General features: G+C 46.2%; 28 protein-coding genes. All 28 read right to left on the reverse strand.

What is annotated here, in order from left to right:
- Window position 1: 1 nt before the first annotated feature.
- Window positions 2-463, reverse strand: coding sequence for a hypothetical protein (locus QI63_RS07755; RefSeq protein WP_044015280.1), 462 nt, complete (start codon window positions 461-463; stop codon window positions 2-4).
- Window positions 460-795 carry a hypothetical protein gene (locus QI63_RS07760; protein WP_044015283.1) on the reverse strand — a complete coding sequence of 112 codons (336 nt, stop codon included), beginning with the start codon at window positions 793-795 and terminating at the stop codon, window positions 460-462. The genes QI63_RS07755 and QI63_RS07760 overlap by 4 nt, the downstream gene beginning before the upstream one ends.
- Window positions 792-3,449 (reverse strand): hypothetical protein, encoded by a 2,658-nt coding sequence (locus tag QI63_RS07765; RefSeq protein WP_052185516.1) that lies wholly within the window; start codon window positions 3,447-3,449, stop codon window positions 792-794. Before QI63_RS07765 ends, QI63_RS07760 begins: the two co-directional genes overlap by 4 nt.
- A 146-nt stretch (window positions 3,450-3,595) precedes the next feature.
- Window positions 3,596-4,180 (reverse strand): Gp15 family bacteriophage protein, encoded by a 585-nt coding sequence (locus QI63_RS07770; protein WP_044015288.1) that lies wholly within the window; start codon window positions 4,178-4,180, stop codon window positions 3,596-3,598.
- Window positions 4,181-4,189: 9 nt separating this feature from the next.
- The gene (locus tag QI63_RS07775; RefSeq protein WP_044015290.1) at window positions 4,190-4,711 is read right to left on the reverse strand and encodes a hypothetical protein; all 522 of its coding nucleotides are present in this window, start codon (window positions 4,709-4,711) and stop codon (window positions 4,190-4,192) included.
- A 26-nt stretch (window positions 4,712-4,737) separates the two neighbouring features.
- A complete protein-coding gene (locus tag QI63_RS13450; protein ID WP_369792413.1) occupies window positions 4,738-4,932 on the reverse strand; it encodes a hypothetical protein in 195 nt (64 codons plus the stop codon).
- 20 nt (window positions 4,933-4,952) lie between these two features.
- Entirely contained in the window at window positions 4,953-5,126 is a 174-nt protein-coding gene (locus QI63_RS13325; protein WP_235619658.1) for a hypothetical protein, read from the reverse strand.
- Window positions 5,104-5,463: a minor capsid protein gene (locus QI63_RS07785; RefSeq protein ID WP_052185517.1), complete on the reverse strand. Its 360-nt coding sequence runs from the start codon at window positions 5,461-5,463 to the stop codon at window positions 5,104-5,106. Before QI63_RS07785 ends, QI63_RS13325 begins: the two co-directional genes overlap by 23 nt.
- Window positions 5,460-5,795: a putative minor capsid protein gene (locus tag QI63_RS07790; protein ID WP_044015292.1), complete on the reverse strand. Its 336-nt coding sequence runs from the start codon at window positions 5,793-5,795 to the stop codon at window positions 5,460-5,462. The genes QI63_RS07785 and QI63_RS07790 overlap by 4 nt, the downstream gene beginning before the upstream one ends.
- Window positions 5,796-5,806: 11 nt before the next feature.
- Entirely contained in the window at window positions 5,807-6,145 is a 339-nt protein-coding gene (locus QI63_RS07795) for a hypothetical protein (RefSeq protein ID WP_044015294.1), read from the reverse strand.
- 183 nt (window positions 6,146-6,328) lie between these two features.
- Window positions 6,329-6,820, reverse strand: a complete 492-nt coding sequence (locus QI63_RS13060) for a hypothetical protein (protein ID WP_200877736.1) — start codon at window positions 6,818-6,820, stop codon at window positions 6,329-6,331.
- A complete protein-coding gene (locus QI63_RS07810; protein ID WP_044015295.1) occupies window positions 6,817-7,152 on the reverse strand; it encodes a putative minor capsid protein in 336 nt (111 codons plus the stop codon). Before QI63_RS07810 ends, QI63_RS13060 begins: the two co-directional genes overlap by 4 nt.
- Window positions 7,153-7,163: 11 nt before the next feature.
- Entirely contained in the window at window positions 7,164-7,502 is a 339-nt protein-coding gene (locus QI63_RS07815; RefSeq protein WP_044015296.1) for a hypothetical protein, read from the reverse strand.
- Between the two features lie 7 nt (window positions 7,503-7,509).
- Complete coding sequence (locus QI63_RS07820; RefSeq protein ID WP_044015298.1) at window positions 7,510-7,797, reverse strand: hypothetical protein; 288 nt, start codon at window positions 7,795-7,797, stop codon at window positions 7,510-7,512.
- Between the two features lie 65 nt (window positions 7,798-7,862).
- Window positions 7,863-8,732, reverse strand: coding sequence for a hypothetical protein (locus QI63_RS07825; protein ID WP_044015300.1), 870 nt, complete (start codon window positions 8,730-8,732; stop codon window positions 7,863-7,865).
- A gap of 20 nt (window positions 8,733-8,752) precedes the next feature.
- Window positions 8,753-9,307 (reverse strand): phage scaffolding protein, encoded by a 555-nt coding sequence (locus QI63_RS07830; RefSeq protein ID WP_044015302.1) that lies wholly within the window; start codon window positions 9,305-9,307, stop codon window positions 8,753-8,755.
- Between the two features lie 137 nt (window positions 9,308-9,444).
- A complete protein-coding gene (locus QI63_RS07835) occupies window positions 9,445-9,933 on the reverse strand; it encodes a DinB/UmuC family translesion DNA polymerase (RefSeq protein ID WP_044015304.1) in 489 nt (162 codons plus the stop codon).
- Window positions 9,930-10,451, reverse strand: coding sequence for a DUF5662 family protein (locus QI63_RS07840; protein ID WP_235619659.1), 522 nt, complete (start codon window positions 10,449-10,451; stop codon window positions 9,930-9,932). Before QI63_RS07840 ends, QI63_RS07835 begins: the two co-directional genes overlap by 4 nt.
- Before the next feature lie 6 nt (window positions 10,452-10,457).
- Window positions 10,458-10,907, reverse strand: a complete 450-nt coding sequence (locus QI63_RS07845; protein WP_052185519.1) for a M15 family metallopeptidase — start codon at window positions 10,905-10,907, stop codon at window positions 10,458-10,460.
- 2 nt (window positions 10,908-10,909) lie between these two features.
- The gene (locus QI63_RS07850; protein ID WP_044015305.1) at window positions 10,910-11,602 is read right to left on the reverse strand and encodes a hypothetical protein; all 693 of its coding nucleotides are present in this window, start codon (window positions 11,600-11,602) and stop codon (window positions 10,910-10,912) included.
- A gap of 3 nt (window positions 11,603-11,605) precedes the next feature.
- On the reverse strand, window positions 11,606-12,142 hold the full coding sequence (locus QI63_RS07855; protein WP_044015307.1) for a hypothetical protein: 537 nt from the start codon (window positions 12,140-12,142) through the stop codon (window positions 11,606-11,608).
- 14 nt (window positions 12,143-12,156) lie between these two features.
- Complete coding sequence (locus QI63_RS07860) at window positions 12,157-13,002, reverse strand: hypothetical protein (protein WP_052185520.1); 846 nt, start codon at window positions 13,000-13,002, stop codon at window positions 12,157-12,159.
- A 28-nt stretch (window positions 13,003-13,030) separates the two neighbouring features.
- Window positions 13,031-13,387: a hypothetical protein gene (locus QI63_RS07865; protein ID WP_044015309.1), complete on the reverse strand. Its 357-nt coding sequence runs from the start codon at window positions 13,385-13,387 to the stop codon at window positions 13,031-13,033.
- The gene (locus QI63_RS12965; protein ID WP_158506662.1) at window positions 13,388-13,549 is read right to left on the reverse strand and encodes a hypothetical protein; all 162 of its coding nucleotides are present in this window, start codon (window positions 13,547-13,549) and stop codon (window positions 13,388-13,390) included.
- A gap of 108 nt (window positions 13,550-13,657) precedes the next feature.
- A complete protein-coding gene (locus QI63_RS07870; protein WP_044015310.1) occupies window positions 13,658-13,867 on the reverse strand; it encodes a hypothetical protein in 210 nt (69 codons plus the stop codon).
- On the reverse strand, window positions 13,864-15,840 hold the full coding sequence (locus QI63_RS07875) for a phage minor capsid protein (RefSeq protein WP_044015312.1): 1,977 nt from the start codon (window positions 15,838-15,840) through the stop codon (window positions 13,864-13,866). The genes QI63_RS07870 and QI63_RS07875 overlap by 4 nt, the downstream gene beginning before the upstream one ends.
- 3 nt (window positions 15,841-15,843) lie before the next feature.
- A complete protein-coding gene (locus QI63_RS07880) occupies window positions 15,844-16,323 on the reverse strand; it encodes a hypothetical protein (RefSeq protein ID WP_044015314.1) in 480 nt (159 codons plus the stop codon).
- Between the two features lie 16 nt (window positions 16,324-16,339).
- Window positions 16,340-17,698 (reverse strand): phage portal protein, encoded by a 1,359-nt coding sequence (locus QI63_RS07885; protein WP_235619660.1) that lies wholly within the window; start codon window positions 17,696-17,698, stop codon window positions 16,340-16,342.
- Window positions 17,699-17,710: the final 12 nt, after the last annotated feature.

Here is a 17,710-nt window from a genome sequence, read left to right on the forward strand (position 1 = left end):
CTTACGCGTTTCCGCGGTTATTATCGGCGTCAAATATAAACGGCGGGAAATTCATTTCAAGCCTATCATCATTAGTAAACGAGATAACAACTTTTAAACCGTTGTCGGTGGTAACCGTTCCGTATTGATGGTGAAAATACCGGATCGGCGTTATATCCCCTGCGGCGTCGAGCACACCGATAACGTCAACGGTGAAAAGCTCATCGCTTGCTTCTACCATATCGAGGGCACACGTTTTAACGCCGGTAATTTCAAGGGTTCCGTTCTGCAGGACGCCGCCGACTGTTTTAGGGCGGGTATATTTAAAGGCGCTTGCTTCATACGTTATCCCGTGATAGGTTACGTCCTCGTTATTATTGATATAGTGCGCCGTCCCGACGTTCGGATGGTGGATTGTAATTAAATACGGCAGGGCATACGCACCGCCGGAGGAGAGTGATTGAAAAAGTTCAGCCTTTGTCATACTTCTATCCATTCCATCGATATTGTTTTATACGCTTGCCCCTCAATCGTCGGCGGGCTATCCATCCGGTATACTGTTTGCACTCCCGATCCTTCGAGATTTGGGGCGCTAAAGGGTTGGCCGTTACCCCTGAGGGTTTTGGTGTACCATTCGTCAAAAATTTGAGCCTGCGCCCGTGTTACGGAGCAGGATACTGCATACTTGCGCTTTACCACTGTATTTTTTTGCCATGCGACAACGCGCCCTGAATCATATTGCTGCTTTACGGCATTATCGACGTATCCGGTTTGAACGCCGTATAGTTTCGTAATGGAAAAGGGAAAGGTTATCATTGGATATTTACCCCCGCGTTTCGTCCTTGCATACCGGCAAAGCCTTTATCATACGTGCCGTCTGCAAAGCCTTTATTGATATGCTTATCGATAATTTCTATAAACACTTCGCCATTACGCTCTTGAGCATACGCGCTGACACGGTTTGACTGCGTATTGTTGACGGTGATAGGGAAAGAGGGTTTATATTGCCTCTCTCCGTTGAGCATTGCCCATAATCGTTTCTGCTGCGGAAAGTTTGTAATCATCTCGCCTGAATTAACATTCGCGTTGACGTTGTCTCCGTAATAGCTCGAGCCTCCCACTATACCGCCGTGTGCAAAATTCGGAGGTATCGGCTTACTTGCGACGATAGAAGCAATTTGTACCGCGCCGGCCGCTGCAACAATCGGAGCGGTGGCAAGCCCGATAGGAAAGCCGAGCGCAATGGTTTTACTTACCCCCTCGGCAATATTTGCGACGGCGGCAAGCATAGAAGCCGTCCATTGAAACATCTTAACTTTGTATTCTTCTTGTGCCGCTTTCTTTTTTATCTCTTTCATCTTCGCGGTGTACTCGGTTTCGGACATTTCGCCTTTTTCATACTTTTCGTCGAGGGCTGCAAGTTCTAGCTTTTGCTCATTCTGAATGGATTCAAGCATCAGCTTTGCGGCATCTTGCGCAACCTGCAGGGCTTGCAGTGTGTACTGATTGACTTGCTCCATAACGGTGCGGGCGCGCTCTATTTTTGCTTGCGCATACTTTTCGTCTATCTCGTCCTTGGCTTTTTCCTTTTCCTCTTTGCTTAAAACCTCGCTTGCATCGATTGCTTCTTTCAATTTTAGCCGCTGCTCTTGCTGTGCTTTATACTCATCAAACTCACTTTTTCTTATCCCAGCGATTGTCCGTATCTTTTCTTTTTCAAGGGCAATCTCTTTTTCTTTCAACTGCTCTAATAGCTGTTCCTTCGTATATTTTGTATCGTTTCCTTCCTGCGCTTTTTCTATGGTCGCATCATCTAAGCCCTTTATTTTATCTTGCAACTTTTTATATTGCGCAAGCTGCTCGTCGAACCCCTCTAGCGGCGTCGGTGCTATTTTCATGTCTTTGAGGGTGTTCATTACCGCATGGGTTGCTTCAATCGCAGCCTTTAATTTTTTCTCTGCATCCGTTTGCGCATCAACAGCAGCCTTCGCCTTTTTTACCTGCTCTAATCGCTTTTGTGCAACAGGATAACTCTCTTTGATTTTCCCTTCCGTGTTTGTGAGTAAGTCGATATAGGATTTCAGATAGACATTGAAAAGGTCTTGCGCCTTGACGTTCTCACCCTTTGCCTTTGCTTCAAGCTCAAGGGCTTTAATGTTATTTTCAAGCTGCTTATTGCTTGCCGCTGCGTAATCGTCGGCGGTCTTTTGTGCTTTCGCTTGATCTTCTGCTGCTTTTGCCGCGGCGTTTTCGGTTGCAATTCTGTCTTTTTCGGCTTTTTCTTTTTGTGCTAAAAGTGCCGTCGATTTTTCTAAAAGTTCTTCCTCTTTTTCTCCCAACTTCCCCGCAAGCTCTATTTTTAACTGTAGCTGCTCGATTATTTTTTCAAGCTCTTCAATAGAAGAATCTTCGAGCCTTTTTGTCGGTGTCGCTTTTTCATACCATTTTTCAACCGCTTTATATGCCGCCGCTCCGCTGTCAAGCGCATCATTGGGATCTGGTTTGTACATATCCCGCTTTCGTTGCTTTTCTGCTTCCTTTACAGGGTCATAGTCCATCCGCTCAAGCATATTATGCAAAAAAGCATCGTTATCAGTATTGATAAAGTCAAGCCGTTTTTTAAGCCACTTCATCGCGGCGGTGCCTTTTTCATAAAACCCTTTCCAGAATCGATCCCATAAATCAACGGCTGGAGCGATAAGGGCACCTATCATCTCTTTAAAATCGCCCTTTGCATTTTCTGCCTGTTCTTTTACATTGGCAAGTTCAGAGGCGAGTCCGTTATAATGTTTGGAGATGAGTTTTACCGCGTCTCCGTTTTTAAGTTGTTCGTCTGTAAGATTTTTTATACCTTCAATCTGTCTTCCAAGGGCTCCGGCCTGCCCTGAAAAAGTGGCATTTAAGGTTTGTACCGCGCTTTGTATATCAGTGCCGGTTCCTGCTGCGTAGTCTGCGGCGGCCTTCATAATGTCGCGGATTTGCGATTCCGTGCGCCCTGTTGCCGCGAGCTGTGCCATCAGCTTAAGGCTTACCTCGTCTCCAATTTCGCTCACCGATTGCAATTCGCTTGCGAATGCTTTTAATCCTGCGACTGCTTGCCCGTCTAAATACGGGTTATTCCGTGCGGCAATCGCTAAGGCGTTTTCGGCATCTTCTTGTACATGGAATGCGTCGGTACATTCCCGCATCACCTCGCCGATTTTCTTTGTTGCGGCGATTGCCCCGACGGCCGCGGCGACGTATAGCCCGTTAGATGACGCCGTGTCTTTTATTTTGTTAGCGAAACTAGAAGCGGTGCTTGACGCTTCCTGCATAACGGCATCAAGTTTTTTAAAGTTTCCCGCCGTTTTTTTCGTCGTCTTTTCCGCTTCTTTTTCAATACTTCTTATTTCTTGATTGATTTTTTTGACGCCTTTTTCAACGCCTTCGGTTGTCATTTTACCATCAATTTCTACGCTGTTATCGGGCATTATCTTTTTCCTTAAAATTGAACAACTGAACAAAGTGTAAACTTTGGAAGGTGTTCAATTAGTGCGCGAAAAGCGCACATATAATCTGCGACGTTTGCCGAATGGCAAACTCGACAATTAAATGAAGACACACCATTTGAGTGGCTTCATTTAATAGTTCCTTTTTTCTTTTTCCGCAAGCCGTTCAGCCTTGCTTCAAACTCGGCAAGGGCGGCATCTTCTGCTTCATCTTTTACTTCAATTTCCCATGCGTCGTGGAGCTTTTGCATTGCGCGGGTGTATTCGTCTTTTTTACCGCTCGTGTTTTCCCAGAGTCTAAAACCGATAACATCATTTAACTTGGTGTCTCGCAAACCTGCGAGCAGTGCGCTGAAACAGTGCCAATGGAGAATCGCGGTACTTAAATCGATATGATACTGCTGCATAAAGGCGGCATAAATTAAATCGGCGTCAAGGGTGTAGTCGAGTACCGGCGCGCCTGCATCCTCGCGCTTACTCTTGCGGGGTAAAGTGTGCGGCGGGTTCATAAAAGCAACGAGCGCCTTTATGCCGGCTATTTTATCGGGGGGCAACTCTTGAATAAACATAAAATCGCAGTCGCTCGGCTTTGTGCCTTTTTCGTTAAGCACCTGTTCCAAACGGATAAAATAGCGGAAATCGGTATGAATGCGGTAAAAAGCCCCCGAAACTTCTATCGCTTCGGGGAGCTTTGCTTTGGTTAAATCGATCACTAAACGCCCTTATGTTGCAGGGGTGAACGTATCGCCTGTCCACTCTCCCTTAATAAATTCGGGCTTGCCGCTTGCAAAGGAAAGAGCGCCGATAACGATTTTATTGAACGAAAGGTCAAAATTGATGCTTTCGTCTACCGTATCCATCTGGCTGATTTTTACCAAGGCGTCAACCTTCCATGCCTTGTACACATCATCGCTGCCATTCTTTCCCTTTTCTTGGTAAAAAGCAACCATTACATCGCGGTGTGCATTTTCACCCGTCGGCAACTTAAAGAGCATACCGAAAAACTCTTCATAGTCATCGGAGTTTTTCCACATGGTGATACTCTGCGCAAGGCTCGGTTGATATCCGGTGATTTCTTCTTCCGGTATATCACTTGAAATGTAATCGTAGGTTTTTACCTGCGGATTGGTCGAAAGGGTGAACGTCTTTGATTTTTCAATACGCCGCCAATCGGGTGCGCTGTCGGTTCCTACGTTGACAAACGGCACAACGTGCGTTTTGCGTACCAATTTCTTTTTTGCCATAGTCTTTTTCTTCCTCCTCTTTGGCATTATTCTTCCAGATAACTACAGGCAATCGCTGCGCTGTAGGTGGTAAAGTCTTTATCATCCTTGCCGATAAATTGCGGCAAGGTGAGCGCTTCGCATGTAATGTCTACATCTTCCCCTTCTATCTCCACTCCGTCTAAAGCGCTGGTAATGGTATATGCATACTCGCGGGCTTTCTCGGCGTCCTTACAGCGGATATAGTAGGTAAGATTCCATTTTACGAAGCGTGAGCCGTCGGTATAGCGTTGCTGTGCTGCGGGGGCTGGATCGTGCCGGAGCGCCGCTCCGTCTTTGTCGGCGTAAGGGATAAGGTCGTTATAGACGGTAAAAGGAATGAGCCTTTTTTTTCAACCCACTGATTAACCCGTTCAGCTATTTTTAAGCATTTCATTAACAAACCTCACCCATTTTGAATGCCATCGCGCCTTTGCCGCCTCGAACCATTTCGCGCACGCATTCGGGTTACGTTGCTTGCTGTGGTCGAATTGCTCCCCGTAATACTGCGCCCGTGCATACGGTGTCTGCCAGATTAAAAGCCCGCTCCCCATCGTTGTATTGATGATAGCCGACTTTTGCAGGACGCTTGTTTCAAGCGGGCAAAAGTAGTTACTGTCTTTGACAACAAGGTAATCAAGATAGCCTTGCACACTTTCAATGCGTTGTACGACATTCGCTTTTATAATCTTACCGTCTTCGGCAAGCCGCTTTACTTTAAATTCGATTGTCATACAAGCGACAGCTCCCAATGATGCACCAGCGAACCTCTGCCAGCGGTGTAGCATGGAGTTACGGCGCGGACGGTGTATTGTTGTCCTTGCCAAAATACCGCGCTGTCGGTTTTGGGTATAAATCCGCGCGGGGCGCTGTTTACCCCGTCGATAAAAAGAAGTAATTTGTCGTCCTTTTCTTCACCGACGGTTCCGCGCCTTACGCTGTATGCCGGCACTATCCGCACGTGTTCGAGTAAGATACTTTCCGCATACTCCGCGCCGCCGTCGCGGTTTAACCCGCTTACCTCTTGCACGGTGCAGGAATGGATTAAAAGGTGTCTACCGATCATCGCATTACCTCCTATCGCACTCCGCCGGTGATATAACAAAAGAGCTTAAGCCATTCGTATTTTTTTGCCTCAAGGCTCTTTTTTGTGCCGCTCCACGAATAGCCGCCGATACTTTCGCTCGTCGTTACGGTGTCATTGCCGCCTGCCTGATAATCTATTTCAATCATCATACAGATAGCCTTTACGATGCCGTCCGCTTCGCGCTCTACAATAAGACCGTCGTCGTATAACCCTTTGACAAAGAGAACGTTTTTTAGGCGGTATGTGTTAAACTCCGCCGCTGATGGGATAACCGCTCGCCCTAATTCGTCCGAGTAAAAATCGTAGGTTACTTTATCAAAGGGGGTCATTGATTGCTTATTCCTTTTTCCCGCCCTTTTTGACGGGATCGTCTTTCGGCTCCGGCGGTTCCGGCGGTGTCGGTGTTCCGCCCTCTTCGGGGATATATCCTACTGTACGCATTCTTATTGCCTCCTTTTAAATCTTGTCATAGGGCGAATGAGCGGACGGTTTACCGCCCGCCTGTTTTCCTATTACGCTGCCGTATGCAGGTAGATACCGTTCTTCTTGTTTTCGTACACGTCGGCAATACCGTATGAACGGTAATTGAACGCCCAACCGTCGGCAAGCTGATTTTCTTCCGGTCTGAAAATGCTTACAACGACATGCTTTGAAAACTGGATAAGAGCGCTTTTATGAATAATCATAAAGTTGACGTCCTTCGCGCTTGCGTTCTTTTTGTACCCGCCTTTTTCCTCTCCGCTGCCCTTGCCGTTCAGCTGGTCAATAGCAGTGTAGAACCGCGCTTGCGGAACTTTGATAATGCGTTTTTTTCCAATCTTTGTATTGGTGATAGAGGACTTTTGCAGGTGGCTATCTTTCAACGGGCAAAAATAATTACTGTCTTGCAATACCATACTGTCAAGATAAGGCTGTACGCTTTCTATCTTTTGTTTTACGATATTTTCCAGCCGCTTACTGTCCAGATGTTGTGCAACTTTACACACAAGAAATTCAACAATCATACAAGCGACAGCTCCCAATGATGCACCAGCGAACCTCTGCCAGCGGTGTAGCATGGAGTTACGGCGCGGACGGTGTATTGTTGCCCTTGCCAAAATACCGCGCTGTCGGTTTTGGGTATAAACCCGCGCGGTGTACTGTTTACCCCGTCGATAAAAAGAAGTAATTTGTCGTCCTTTTCTTCACCGACGGTTCCGCGTCTTACGCTGTATGCCGGCACTATCCGCACGTGTTCAAGAAGGATGCTTTCTCCATACTCCGCGCCGCCGTCGCGGTTTAACCCGCTTACCTCTTGCACGGTACAGGAATGGATTAAAAGGTGTCTACCGATCATCGCCTTACCTCCTATCGCACTCCGCCGGTGATATGACAAAAGAGCTTCAAGCATTCGTATTTTTTTGCCTCACCGCTCTTTTTTGTGCCGCTCCATGAATACCCGCCGATGCTTTCGCTCGTCGTTACGGTGTCGCTACCCCCTTCCTGATAATCTATTTCAATCATCATACAGGTAGCCTTTACGATGCCGTCCGCCTCGCGCTCCACAACAAGCCCATCATCATACAACCCTTTGACAAAGAGAACATTTTTAAGGCGGTATGTGTTAAACTCCGCCTCGGTTGGAATAACCGCTCGTCCTAATGTGTGAGAGTAAAAATCGTAGGTTACTTTGTCAAAGAGTGTCATTGATTGCTTATTCCTTCTTCCCGCCCTTTTTGCCGGGATCGTCTTTCGGCTCCGGCGGTGTCGTGTTGCTGGTATCAGCCGGCGGTTCGGGCGGTGTCGTGTTGCTGGTATCAGCCGGCGGTTCGGGCGGTGTCGTGTTGCTGGTATCAGCCGGCGGTTCGGGCGGCGTCGGTGTTCCGGTTCCGTCGTCTTTCGGCTCCGGCGGTTCGGGCGTTGCCGGCGTTCCGCCCTGTTCCGTTACCGGCTCTTTTTTCTGCTCCGCGCCCTCTTCGGGGATATATCCTACTGTGCGCATCTTTATCGCCTCCTTAATTTATAGAGTGTAAATAAGCGGACGGTTTACCGCCCGCCTCTTTTCCATTATGCTGCCGTATGCAGGTAGATACCGTTCTTCTTGTTTTCGTACACGTCGGCAATACCGTACGAACGGTAATTGAACGCCCAGCCGTCGGCAAGCTGATTTTCTTCCGGTCTGAAAATGCTTACAACGACATGCTTTGAAAACTGGATAAGAGCGCTTTTATGAATAATCATAAAGTTGACATCCTTCGCACTTGCGTTCTTTTTGTACCCGCCTTTTTCCTCTCCGCTGCCCTTGCCGTTCAGCTGGTCAATAGCAGTGTAGAACCGCGATTGCGGAGTTTTGACAATGCGGCTTTCAAATGTCGCTAACAGCTCTCTTGACTTGGTGGTATCAAGCGAATGAATAGCGTTGAAATGCGCGGGGGTAAGGAAAAGGTAGCGCCCTTCCTCCGGCACTTCCGCATCATCGAGCGTACCGATCGCCGCGGTAATCGCTTGCATAACAGCCCCACCATCGGCGAGCGTGGCCGCTTTCTTTGTTCCGGCTTTTAATGCGTATTTAGCGAACCGATACGCATCGAGTTCAGGGGTAACCTTGGTACGGATAAACTCGGCGGCAAGGCGGCCAAATGCAACCCCTGCCGTTTCCTCGTTATCCATTGCGTCAACGGTAAAACGCCGCCCGCGGTCAAAGTCGCATTTGACCGTTTCGTTTTTAAGGTCAACACCGCCGGATACATACCCATCATTACGGCTATAGTCGCCGAGGCCGTCCATGTCCAACTTTGGGATGACAAACTCTCCGGCGTTTGCCCCTTGCGTTATCAGCGCGGGGTTTGTTTCCAAAACGGCCGTTTTGGACGAGTATTTGTATACATCGTCAAGCTGATCGATGTACTTCTTAAAGGTAAGAATGTTATTCGCCATGTTCTTTTATTCTCCTTGTATTAGTCTTTTTCAGGCGGCAAGCCCATTACCGCCCGTGCTGCCGCCCGCTCATCGGCTGCGTGCGAGCCGCCTTTCATGCTGCCTTGTACCGGTGGTGCGGGAGCGGTATCGTCGGCAAGGATGTTTTTTTGATCCTTCGTAAGGGCGGCAAATAAATCATCAAGCGATTTGCCCTTTGCCTCTTCACTGCCGAGCTGTTCGGTGAGCTTTGCCGCGAGGGCATCACGGGTAATATCGTTGACAAACTTTTTGCCGCTTAAAAAATCCTTTACTTGGGCGGTTCTCTCAAGGCTTGCAATCTTCGCTGCCGCTTCTTTTTTTGCCGCCTCCGCTTCCGCTTTGTACTTTTCAACATCGGCCTTTATTTGCTCATGGTCTGCAAAGCCTTCAAGCGTTTTATTCGCTTTTTCAAGCTGCGCTTTAGTTTCCTTAGCCTCTTCTTGAGCGGCGAGCGTCTTTTGTTTTTCGCGCTCTATATCCTTGCCGTTCTCTGCCATAATCTGGTCGATAACGGCGGCTTCAAGGTTAAGCCCTTCCAAAAATTCTCGCTTCATACATCTCCTCTTTTATATTCTTCACGTTACGCATCGTTTTACGGCGTTGCCCGCCGATCGTGAGTGCTGATCTTTTTTATTACGCGCCTGTCAGCTTCTGCGCATTACACCTTTATAGTTAGGCTTCCGGTGTGTTTTTACGGTAAAAACGGAAAAAATCTTTTTAATTTTACGATTGCAAAAACGATAGCTCCAACAAGAGCTGTTGAAAGCATTATAACGGTAATTGTCAGCCGGTGGATCGTGTCTTTTTTTTCGTCAATTAGGGCTTGCTTTTCCGCTATTGTTTCGGCTGCCTCTTGCTCGGATTTGTTGTAGGATGTCCGCAAATTCTTCAAGGTATCCCGCTCCGTCTGTAATTGATTGTTTAAGGTGTTCGCTGTTTTCTCTGCTTGCTGCAAGCTCACCGCTAAGGTTTTCGCTTTGCTCTCTTGCGCCCTCAATCGCTCCGCTAAGTCGCTCGCTTGAGATTGCAGATTCTGTCTGCTTATTGCTAAGCTCTGCGATATGCTCTCTAACCTGATAAGCTCCGCTTCCGTTATCACGTACTCCTGCCCCTGTACAGCAAGCGGCAAGCATAAACAGCACAAGGCAGATAAGGCAAACAATAAAAACATTCTTTTCATTCATTCACCGCTCCTTTTGATTTATCGTATTTTTTTATACACAACCACCGTTCTGTGTTCTCGAAAATCTTACACAGCTGATCCGACAAGCCGAAGCGTTGCTTGTTGATTTCGATAGATTTTAAAACATCGCCATCATTATGCCGTTCACTCGCAGCCTTCCAGTCAAAAAACATTTCAACTAAATCGGCAAGCGTAAAGTCATCTATTCCATTGTCATAATGCTCAGGGTGATGGCTGTTATGAGAATAATGGTGATCAAGAGCCGGTTTTAATTCTGCCAATGCTTGTTTATACTCTTCACTACCATACGTTAAAGCTTTTAACCGCGGTGTCATTTTATCAAAAAACATTTTTTCCGGTTCATGCAATTTCGATTCATCGTGTGTTACAGCCCTGTTTATCAGCTCTTGCAAGAATTGCAAGAGTAAGGCATTAACACGCTTTATGTGTAGCAATGTGTCTTTAGCAGAATCGTATCGCTGCTCATTCATCAACCGCTCCTTGGTGATTCTCATTTGTACCTATCCCTTCATAAGTTCAAAGTGGGGATTGTCCCAACCCTTACCCCACACCTGTCCATATCCGCCTGCGCACCAATCAAGCCCGCATTCTTCACCGATAGTGCCGATTTCTTTCCAGACTTGCTCCGGTGCATTCCACCAGACGCGGCCGTCTTTTACCGGTGCAATATCAACAGCATTGCCGCCAAAATGCCGGGATTGCGTCGTCTTTGTTACAATGTGCTTATTCTCATCTTCCGTTAAAAGATATAAGCCCGCTTTTTTGCGGAGTGCGTTTACCTCTTCAAGCGGTTTACGCCCTTGCGCATAATAGGCAAGCTGTGTGTCGACTGTTCGATCGGTTTCAAGCACGATGACTTCTATGCCGCGCTTTTTTAGCTCGGCTAAAAAAAACCGCGTTCGCTTTGCCAGTTCCGGCTTAAGCCGATCAATATCCCGTATCACTCCCATCGTTAAACCTCCTCAATTTTTTTAGCTTCCAGTTTATGGAGCACTTCAAGCAGCGCATCCGCCTGCTTTATTTTCTTTTCTCGCTTTTCTTTGCAAAATTCAACACGGATAGCATCTCCCAGTTTTTCAAAAAGCGGCTGGTAGGACTCATACATCATTGCTTTGCCCTTCACCTCACGGAGGTAAATTGCTGCCGCCCTGCGGGTGAACTCCTTCGCAATTGCGTATGTCTTACTTTTTTCTATCGGTTCAGGCGGGTGCGCGGTGCATCGTCCCGCGTTGTGTATTTCGCGCTGTAGGTGGCTATAGAGTTCCTCGTTCAGTTGTTCGATATAGCCGTTAACCGTCTGAACGGTTAAATCTTCAAATCCGTTTTTGTACAACCGTTTATTAAGGATCGCCTCTGCTCGGTACATACAACAGGAAAGGCGGCTGATGCCGGTTAATAAATACGATATGTCCGGCAATATATCTTCTGCTCGTTCTTTACGGAGTAGCTCTATCCGCTCGCAGGCGTCTTTCATGAGATACATCAAACCGATAGTGTCAATTTTTTGCTTTTTACCACCGACCGGCACCTCTACCGTCTGCCCGAAAAGAGAGAATTTTCCTCCCTTCTTCATCATGAGAATAAAGGCCAGCACAATAACACCCACTATAATAAATTCGCCATGTGGCAATGTTTCTATCGTCATTAGTTATTCTACCTTCGGATAGCGCTGTTTTATTTCTGCTATCTTCGCAAGCCATACGGCTTTATCTATGTCTCCGCGCATTACCTGCATACCCAGCGGATCCGCTTCTTGTCGATAGGCGGCTTGCCTTAGATTGTCGATATAAAGATTGTATTCTTCTTTTGATAGCTTACCTTCATCGTAAAGCTCTTTTTTTGATTTTTTTACAATATAATCACCTTCAATTTTTTCATCGGCCTTGAGCTGAATAAGACCGGCGGAAACCTTTTCGGCGTCCGTCATATCGACAAAATCCGTACCGGCTTCATTGAGCTTCTTGCCTTCGGGCACCGGGACGAGCCCTTCTTCAACCAGCTGCGTAAACGGCTTTTTAGTCCCTGTCTGTAAGTCAGTGTACATACGGATATCATCGCCGATATTGGCTTGTATATTCTTTCCGTAAAGGTACGTAATTCCCTCTTTTTCTTTCTTCGGCTTCTCGCCGATAACGTGACTTGTAATGATATTATTTTCAATTTCAAGTCTTTCTACAAATTCCATAGCATAACCTCCTTTTATTCGTCTTTTACCAATACCCAGACTATAAAAGTCAAGTTTCGAGATCGATTTTCTTCGGCTGTTTTTAGGTTTGAATCTTTTGATGTGTCAAAAATGATTTGCTTGGTATTATCATACTGCGACACTGTCACACCAGTGGCTGTGTCATTTGTTCTATGGGTATCGCTCGCTTGAAAAACACCAGAACAGCCGGTATAATCAAAACTCTCATATCCTCCTTGTCCTTTTTTAAAACTGCCCTTTATATTCCTGATAGCATCCTCTTGCTCATCATCTTGAAAGATATAATCACCATTCTTGATTTGTTCTTTAGTCAATTTTTTGGAACTAAACGGCTTCGCATTTCGCCCTTTCGCTCTAAAAAAGTTACCGTCATAGTTGACCTCGTACCAACTATAGCCCTCAAAATGAAGGGCGGTATCTTCCAGCGGGCTTTTCATCCCCGGCCCTTGGATATAGCCGTTTTGAAAGATTTTGATTAACAAATTATTGGTATACTGATTCGCTGATGCAACAGATTGGCTTATATGCTGTTTTACTTCTTCAGTAAGTGCGATATTGCCCGTTTCACCTTTCAGATTTTTAAAAATAAAGTTGACATTTTTTTTAGCGCCTGCATCCGTTTCGACTACTTCTACGCTCGGCGTTCCAACATTACTATCAACACTTGCCCGTATCTCGTTTATGCCTTCACAGCCAGATCCCGTCTTTCCGTTTTTTACTACAAAATGCTGCTGCGTATGATTGGTAAGCGTTGCCGTAAAGACATTCTCTCCGCCGGATTCGTCGCTTGTTTTAGTCTGTTCGATACTCTGGATAAATATGCCTGTCGGGTATATCATTGGTATGAGGCATCCGTATTGCATAGCATTACCCCGCAAAGCAGACGTTTATCACACGGTCTGCTTCTAAACAGGCAACCCGTACACCCGATACCGTGCCAATAATGGTAACAGTTGTATCATCATTAAATTCAAGCTTGTCATCCACTGCCGGCTTCCAAAACCCGCCGGTGCCGTCTTGACCTACCCTTGCGGGGCTGTTATATGTTCTTTCGATAGTAAAGCGGGCATGTCCTTTCCCCTCGGGGATAGTAATATCAACCGTAACCGTTGAAACCCTGTCCGGCGGCATAGCGAATATACCTTGACCTGCTGCAACATCTTCATCGATATGCCAGCCGCTTGCACCGATATTACCGCGGGGAAACCCTTTTGTATATTTCATTTAAGCCTCCCCCTCATCATCACTTCCAGGCGTTCCACTAGGCGGCGTATCGCCTTGCTCCATCGGCTTACTCAACAAGAGCTTTTGAAAAAGCGATACCTTTTCGTCTTTTACAAAATGCGCAATAAGTGCGGCGTATAATTCATCTGTGATTATTCTCATACCCTTATAGTCAGGCTGAAATGAAAAAACCCGCAAAAAGATGCGGGTTTTTAAGAGAAATGTTTTATTTTTTTTGTTATAAATATTTAAAGTTGTTTTTGAGCTTTGCTATTTTGTCCGTCGACGGTGGTATACATAGCCGTGCTTTTTCATTGCCTCTTCCCATTCTTTTTCGTAGCGCTCTCTATCTTCCTGCGTTTCCTCTATCATATTTCCCATTGTTGAGATATGTCCCGTTGTTTTCCCCGTCCGTGTGTCGTATGTTTCAATGTCGCCGTCTTTTGAATATCTTATGCCTATATGATTTTCTTTGCTCATTCGTTTCCTCCTAGTAAAATGAGTTTTGTACGGTTTAATATAACCATGTAATCAGCACGGAACGGACTTGGGATTGCTCGTATTACGTCATATCCCATAAGTGAGGCAAGAACGCCTTTATCACGATTCCTCCAGCCGTTACTGATGATTTTATCGTTTATTTCTCTTGTTGAATAGCCTTGAGCCTTTAGCTCTTGCGTATATCGGTAAATAAATTCATTTACGACATTCGCTTCATCAATGATCCGTGCGCTCGGATCTATTGTTAGTGTTTCGGTCATGGTGTAATGCTCCCCGCGTTGACTTGCTCCAATGTTTTGGTAATGCATCATCTCGTCAATAACACGGCGCAAATCTTTACCTTTTGTATAATCCGCCGCTGCATACATCCCTTTTCCATGCGCCCTGCCGCCTGTTCTACAATCGACATAAAAATCGCCGCTTCGCAACATATTGATATACTCATCGAGTTTCTCTTTGCTTGGTGCCGTGTATGTCCGTTGCGCTATAAAGGTATCATCTTTTACTGCCTTTAAAAATTCGGTTTTGTTAAGTACGGTTGGCTTGCCGTCAAATCCTTGCGCTTTTAATACCTCGTTTATATCTTTGAGGTCTCGTTTAACAAATAATCTCCCTGCTAAATCCTTTCCTTCTACTAGTTGTGCTCTTTGCAACGTTGTCATCGTTTGCGTGTGTTGCGCTTTTGTAACAAGGGTATCTAAACTGCTGCTTGCAACATAGAAGGTATCCGCTTTGGCGTTCATATCGGCTATCTTTTGTACAACCGTTTGATTGACCGGCTGCGATTGTGTAAATGCGTGCACTACTTGCGGCTTCAACGCCTTCGGCTGTTTTTCTCCGTTCGGCATACCGATATACTCTCTTGCACGATCGCGCCTGATACCGGTTTGCTCGGTAAAGTCTCGCGCCTTTGCCTGCCATTCGCCGATTTTGCAGCGGGCGGCGGTGTTGTCAACTCCGGTGGCTTCCTTTACCGCGGCTTCTTTTTTGTAGTGCCGTATCGTCCGTTCAATGCGCCTTAATTCTTGCTCGCCCTCATAACGGCTGTAGCTTTTGCCGTTGTAGTCTACCGTCTCCTTGCTCATTTCGTCTAAATCGTCTTGGCTGTAGTGTTTTTCCATCCCTTCAAAATACGGATAAAAGGAATGTCGGCAGTTGATACCGCAGATACCATCCGCCTCTCCGTAACCGCATACACTAAACGGCAGGTATTTTTCGCTTTTGCCGCTTACGCTGTATACCTTACCCTGCCATTCTTCATGTTCAGGTCTTGCTCCTATATGCGCGGTAACCTCTACTAAATCGCAATCGAGCGCCTCGCAGTTATCCATCGTTTGCTGTGAAGCGGTTTGATTGACACCGGTTAGGATATTCATACGAACGGCGCTTTCAAGGCTGCGCCTTACCGGTCTTGCATCACGGTTGTAGGTTATCATCGTGGTAACGCCGCTCTTTGCTATCTCGTTTGCCGCCATCTTCATTGCCGTATCGTAATCGAATGCGCCGCTTGTTACTTGCATATAGGCGGCGTTTGCCTGTTTGAGAAAGGTTTTATTCGTTACCTCGGCGCTGGTAAGGGTAAGACGTGATAAATCTTCATGCGTTTTTTTTATTGTCGCAAGCATCATTTGCGCGTTATTATCGCTTATGGTGCGACCGGTCGCTTCAGCAAAAATGCGGTTATCGGCGCGGGCGTTTTTTATCAGGGCATCGTTAAAGATTTCCTGTATCTCTTGAACAATGCGCTTATCGTATTTATGCAATATCCGCGCAATATCCTGTTTTAATCCGCCCGCCTCGGTTAATACTTGCGCTTGCCATTTGGTTGCCTCGGTGATTTTACCTACCCGCGCAAGACGCCGCGCCATATCGCGGAGTATGTCAATTTCAAGTTGTGAATAAATTTCTATGAGGTCATCCGAAAGACCGGCAAGGTAGCGGGGAGAAAGCATGGGTTATTCTTTCCCAACCATATCCGGATGTTGTATTGGAGAAAAAGGATCCTTTACAAGATCGTCTAGCATGTTTTGCCGCTGTTTCCTCATTGTCTCTAATGTGCGTGCATATTTCCCTGAAAAAGAAAATGCAAATAAATCTACTGCTAATGATAATTTTGATACAAAGCATAGCAATCTGTCGGCATTCTTTTCTCTAAAGCAGGACTGCTTAAATCGGGTTATATCCATAATAACATCTGTACAATATGCTTCAAGTTTTTCAAGAATGCCATCTTTTCTAAGTTCTTGAAAAACCTTATGCAGTTTCTTCGTACAATCTTTTTCTTGCTTTTCAATCTTATTAAGATATATTGCAACATCATGACATAACTCTGATGTTTTAGCGGCATATTGAGAATCATCATAAATAAGATGCAGTGCCGCGCGATTACATAATTCAAAAATAACATCATCAATATTATCTTTTGTAATTTCCATTTTATACCTCCTTCCTTTACGCTAAATCAAACGAACTGGATTGCACCGGTTCAATCGGTACATTCGCTTTAGCCGTTAGTTCATCTTCTCCGAAAAAGTCTCGCCGATACTCCCATTTATCGCAAATGCCGGCGTTTATTTCGTTGATTTTAGTTATCTTTGCTCGCTCAATATCTTTCCGCGTAGCATCATCGTTCCATGTAACGGTAATATGGCTATCATTGCTCCCCAAGCCGTATGCGGCTGCCATATACGCAAAGACATCGGCGCACTGCTGATACTTTACTTCTATTTCGTCTTCTATGCGGTCAATGATTGCGTAGAGTTCCTGCCTGCCGCCTGAATACTGCGTCGCGGTTTGCTGAACACTTTCCATATCGGAAATCGTCCCCTTGCCGATATTGCAGGTAAGTTCAATGCGGCGCAATATCTGTTGGAACATTTCATTCTGTGAAGTGGTGCGGAGGTCGGGGGCGTGTTCGGTAATCTTCTTGCCGTCAGGGCTTCCGTCCCCGTCTATCATCGTAACAAGACGGTTAAGGCTTCTTGTCATTTTCACCCCAACCGTACCGCCGTCCCTTATCACCCGCTTTTCAAACATGTCGCGGTCGGCAAATACCCGAAGCTCTCCGCCTTCCTGCTCCCAGTTCATCCGCTCATACTGTTCGTCTGCATCTCGTATCAGATTTTCAGCACCGGCAATAATTGCAACCGGTACATTTGAGCCGTCAATTTTATTGGTGCTGTGATTGCGAAACTCAATAATCATCGGCTGCTTAACGTGCTGCCATGTATAGGAAGGCGTTATATCGGCGGTTTGCTGGCAATCGGTTAGATTGACCTTATGCATACTTCCGAGGTCGTTACGGTATAAGGTGCATTCAACCGAATGAGCGCCGTCTTTGTAGGTGTGCTGCTCTACCAGTAGATAGAGCTTTTTGCCGTCTACAATCTGCTTGAAAATGAGCGCGCCGGTTAGGGTGCCGTCAAAATCATAGCTTGTCGGTAAGTAGTTCCCTAATGGCAGTGCTTCATATTGGAGCTTGCCTGCACTGTAAATCGGGCGTATCAGGGCGCTGCCTAAAAGCGTGATATACTCAACGATTTTATCTATGTTTGCATCTAAATGCTCCAATACCGGTTTGATAGCCTCGCTTCGCACTTCGATGGCAATTTCACGTAATACCATCATGGCAAGCCGTCCCGCTATCTGGTCAAGCACGCCGCATGGTGGAGCTTTCTCGTTCCATGGAGCCTGTCCCGCGGCCATGTCAGCCCATAGCCTGATACGCTCATACATCACGCTTGAAATATGCGTATCGATACCGGTTACTTCTTTGATGGTATAACTTTTAAAGAGGTTCAGTATGTTCATAAAAAATCCTTT

It is taken from the genome of Treponema sp. OMZ 838 (assembly GCF_000775995.1).
Classification (GTDB): Bacteria; Spirochaetota; Spirochaetia; order Treponematales; family Treponemataceae; genus Treponema.

Bases quoted from the DNA above. Each gene is read 5' to 3' on its own strand.
- QI63_RS07755 (WP_044015280.1), bottom strand. From the start codon at position 463: ATGACAAAGGCTGAACTTTTTCAATCACTCTCCTCCGGCGGTGCGTAT.
- QI63_RS07760 (WP_044015283.1), bottom strand. From the start codon at position 795: ATGATAACCTTTCCCTTTTCCATTACGAAACTATACGGCGTTCAAACC.
- QI63_RS07765 (WP_052185516.1), bottom strand. From the start codon at position 3,449: ATGCCCGATAACAGCGTAGAAATTGATGGTAAAATGACAACCGAAGGC.
- QI63_RS07775 (WP_044015290.1), bottom strand. From the start codon at position 4,711: ATGGCAAAAAAGAAATTGGTACGCAAAACGCACGTTGTGCCGTTTGTC.
- QI63_RS13325 (WP_235619658.1), bottom strand. From the start codon at position 5,126: ATGAAATGCTTAAAAATAGCTGAACGGGTTAATCAGTGGGTTGAAAAA.
- QI63_RS07785 (WP_052185517.1), bottom strand. From the start codon at position 5,463: ATGACAATCGAATTTAAAGTAAAGCGGCTTGCCGAAGACGGTAAGATT.
- QI63_RS07790 (WP_044015292.1), bottom strand. From the start codon at position 5,795: ATGATCGGTAGACACCTTTTAATCCATTCCTGCACCGTGCAAGAGGTA.
- QI63_RS07795 (WP_044015294.1), bottom strand. From the start codon at position 6,145: ATGACCCCCTTTGATAAAGTAACCTACGATTTTTACTCGGACGAATTA.
- QI63_RS13060 (WP_200877736.1), bottom strand. From the start codon at position 6,820: ATGATTGTTGAATTTCTTGTGTGTAAAGTTGCACAACATCTGGACAGT.
- QI63_RS07810 (WP_044015295.1), bottom strand. From the start codon at position 7,152: ATGATCGGTAGACACCTTTTAATCCATTCCTGTACCGTGCAAGAGGTA.
- QI63_RS07815 (WP_044015296.1), bottom strand. From the start codon at position 7,502: ATGACACTCTTTGACAAAGTAACCTACGATTTTTACTCTCACACATTA.
- QI63_RS07820 (WP_044015298.1), bottom strand. From the start codon at position 7,797: ATGCGCACAGTAGGATATATCCCCGAAGAGGGCGCGGAGCAGAAAAAA.
- QI63_RS07825 (WP_044015300.1), bottom strand. From the start codon at position 8,732: ATGGCGAATAACATTCTTACCTTTAAGAAGTACATCGATCAGCTTGAC.
- QI63_RS07830 (WP_044015302.1), bottom strand. From the start codon at position 9,307: ATGAAGCGAGAATTTTTGGAAGGGCTTAACCTTGAAGCCGCCGTTATC.
- QI63_RS07835 (WP_044015304.1), bottom strand. From the start codon at position 9,933: ATGAAAAGAATGTTTTTATTGTTTGCCTTATCTGCCTTGTGCTGTTTA.
- QI63_RS07840 (WP_235619659.1), bottom strand. From the start codon at position 10,451: ATGAGAATCACCAAGGAGCGGTTGATGAATGAGCAGCGATACGATTCT.
- QI63_RS07845 (WP_052185519.1), bottom strand. From the start codon at position 10,907: ATGGGAGTGATACGGGATATTGATCGGCTTAAGCCGGAACTGGCAAAG.
- QI63_RS07850 (WP_044015305.1), bottom strand. From the start codon at position 11,602: ATGACGATAGAAACATTGCCACATGGCGAATTTATTATAGTGGGTGTT.
- QI63_RS07855 (WP_044015307.1), bottom strand. From the start codon at position 12,142: ATGGAATTTGTAGAAAGACTTGAAATTGAAAATAATATCATTACAAGT.
- QI63_RS07860 (WP_052185520.1), bottom strand. From the start codon at position 13,002: ATGATATACCCGACAGGCATATTTATCCAGAGTATCGAACAGACTAAA.
- QI63_RS07865 (WP_044015309.1), bottom strand. From the start codon at position 13,387: ATGAAATATACAAAAGGGTTTCCCCGCGGTAATATCGGTGCAAGCGGC.
- QI63_RS12965 (WP_158506662.1), bottom strand. From the start codon at position 13,549: ATGAGAATAATCACAGATGAATTATACGCCGCACTTATTGCGCATTTT.
- QI63_RS07870 (WP_044015310.1), bottom strand. From the start codon at position 13,867: ATGAGCAAAGAAAATCATATAGGCATAAGATATTCAAAAGACGGCGAC.
- QI63_RS07875 (WP_044015312.1), bottom strand. From the start codon at position 15,840: ATGCTTTCTCCCCGCTACCTTGCCGGTCTTTCGGATGACCTCATAGAA.
- QI63_RS07880 (WP_044015314.1), bottom strand. From the start codon at position 16,323: ATGGAAATTACAAAAGATAATATTGATGATGTTATTTTTGAATTATGT.
- QI63_RS07885 (WP_235619660.1), bottom strand. From the start codon at position 17,698: ATGAACATACTGAACCTCTTTAAAAGTTATACCATCAAAGAAGTAACC.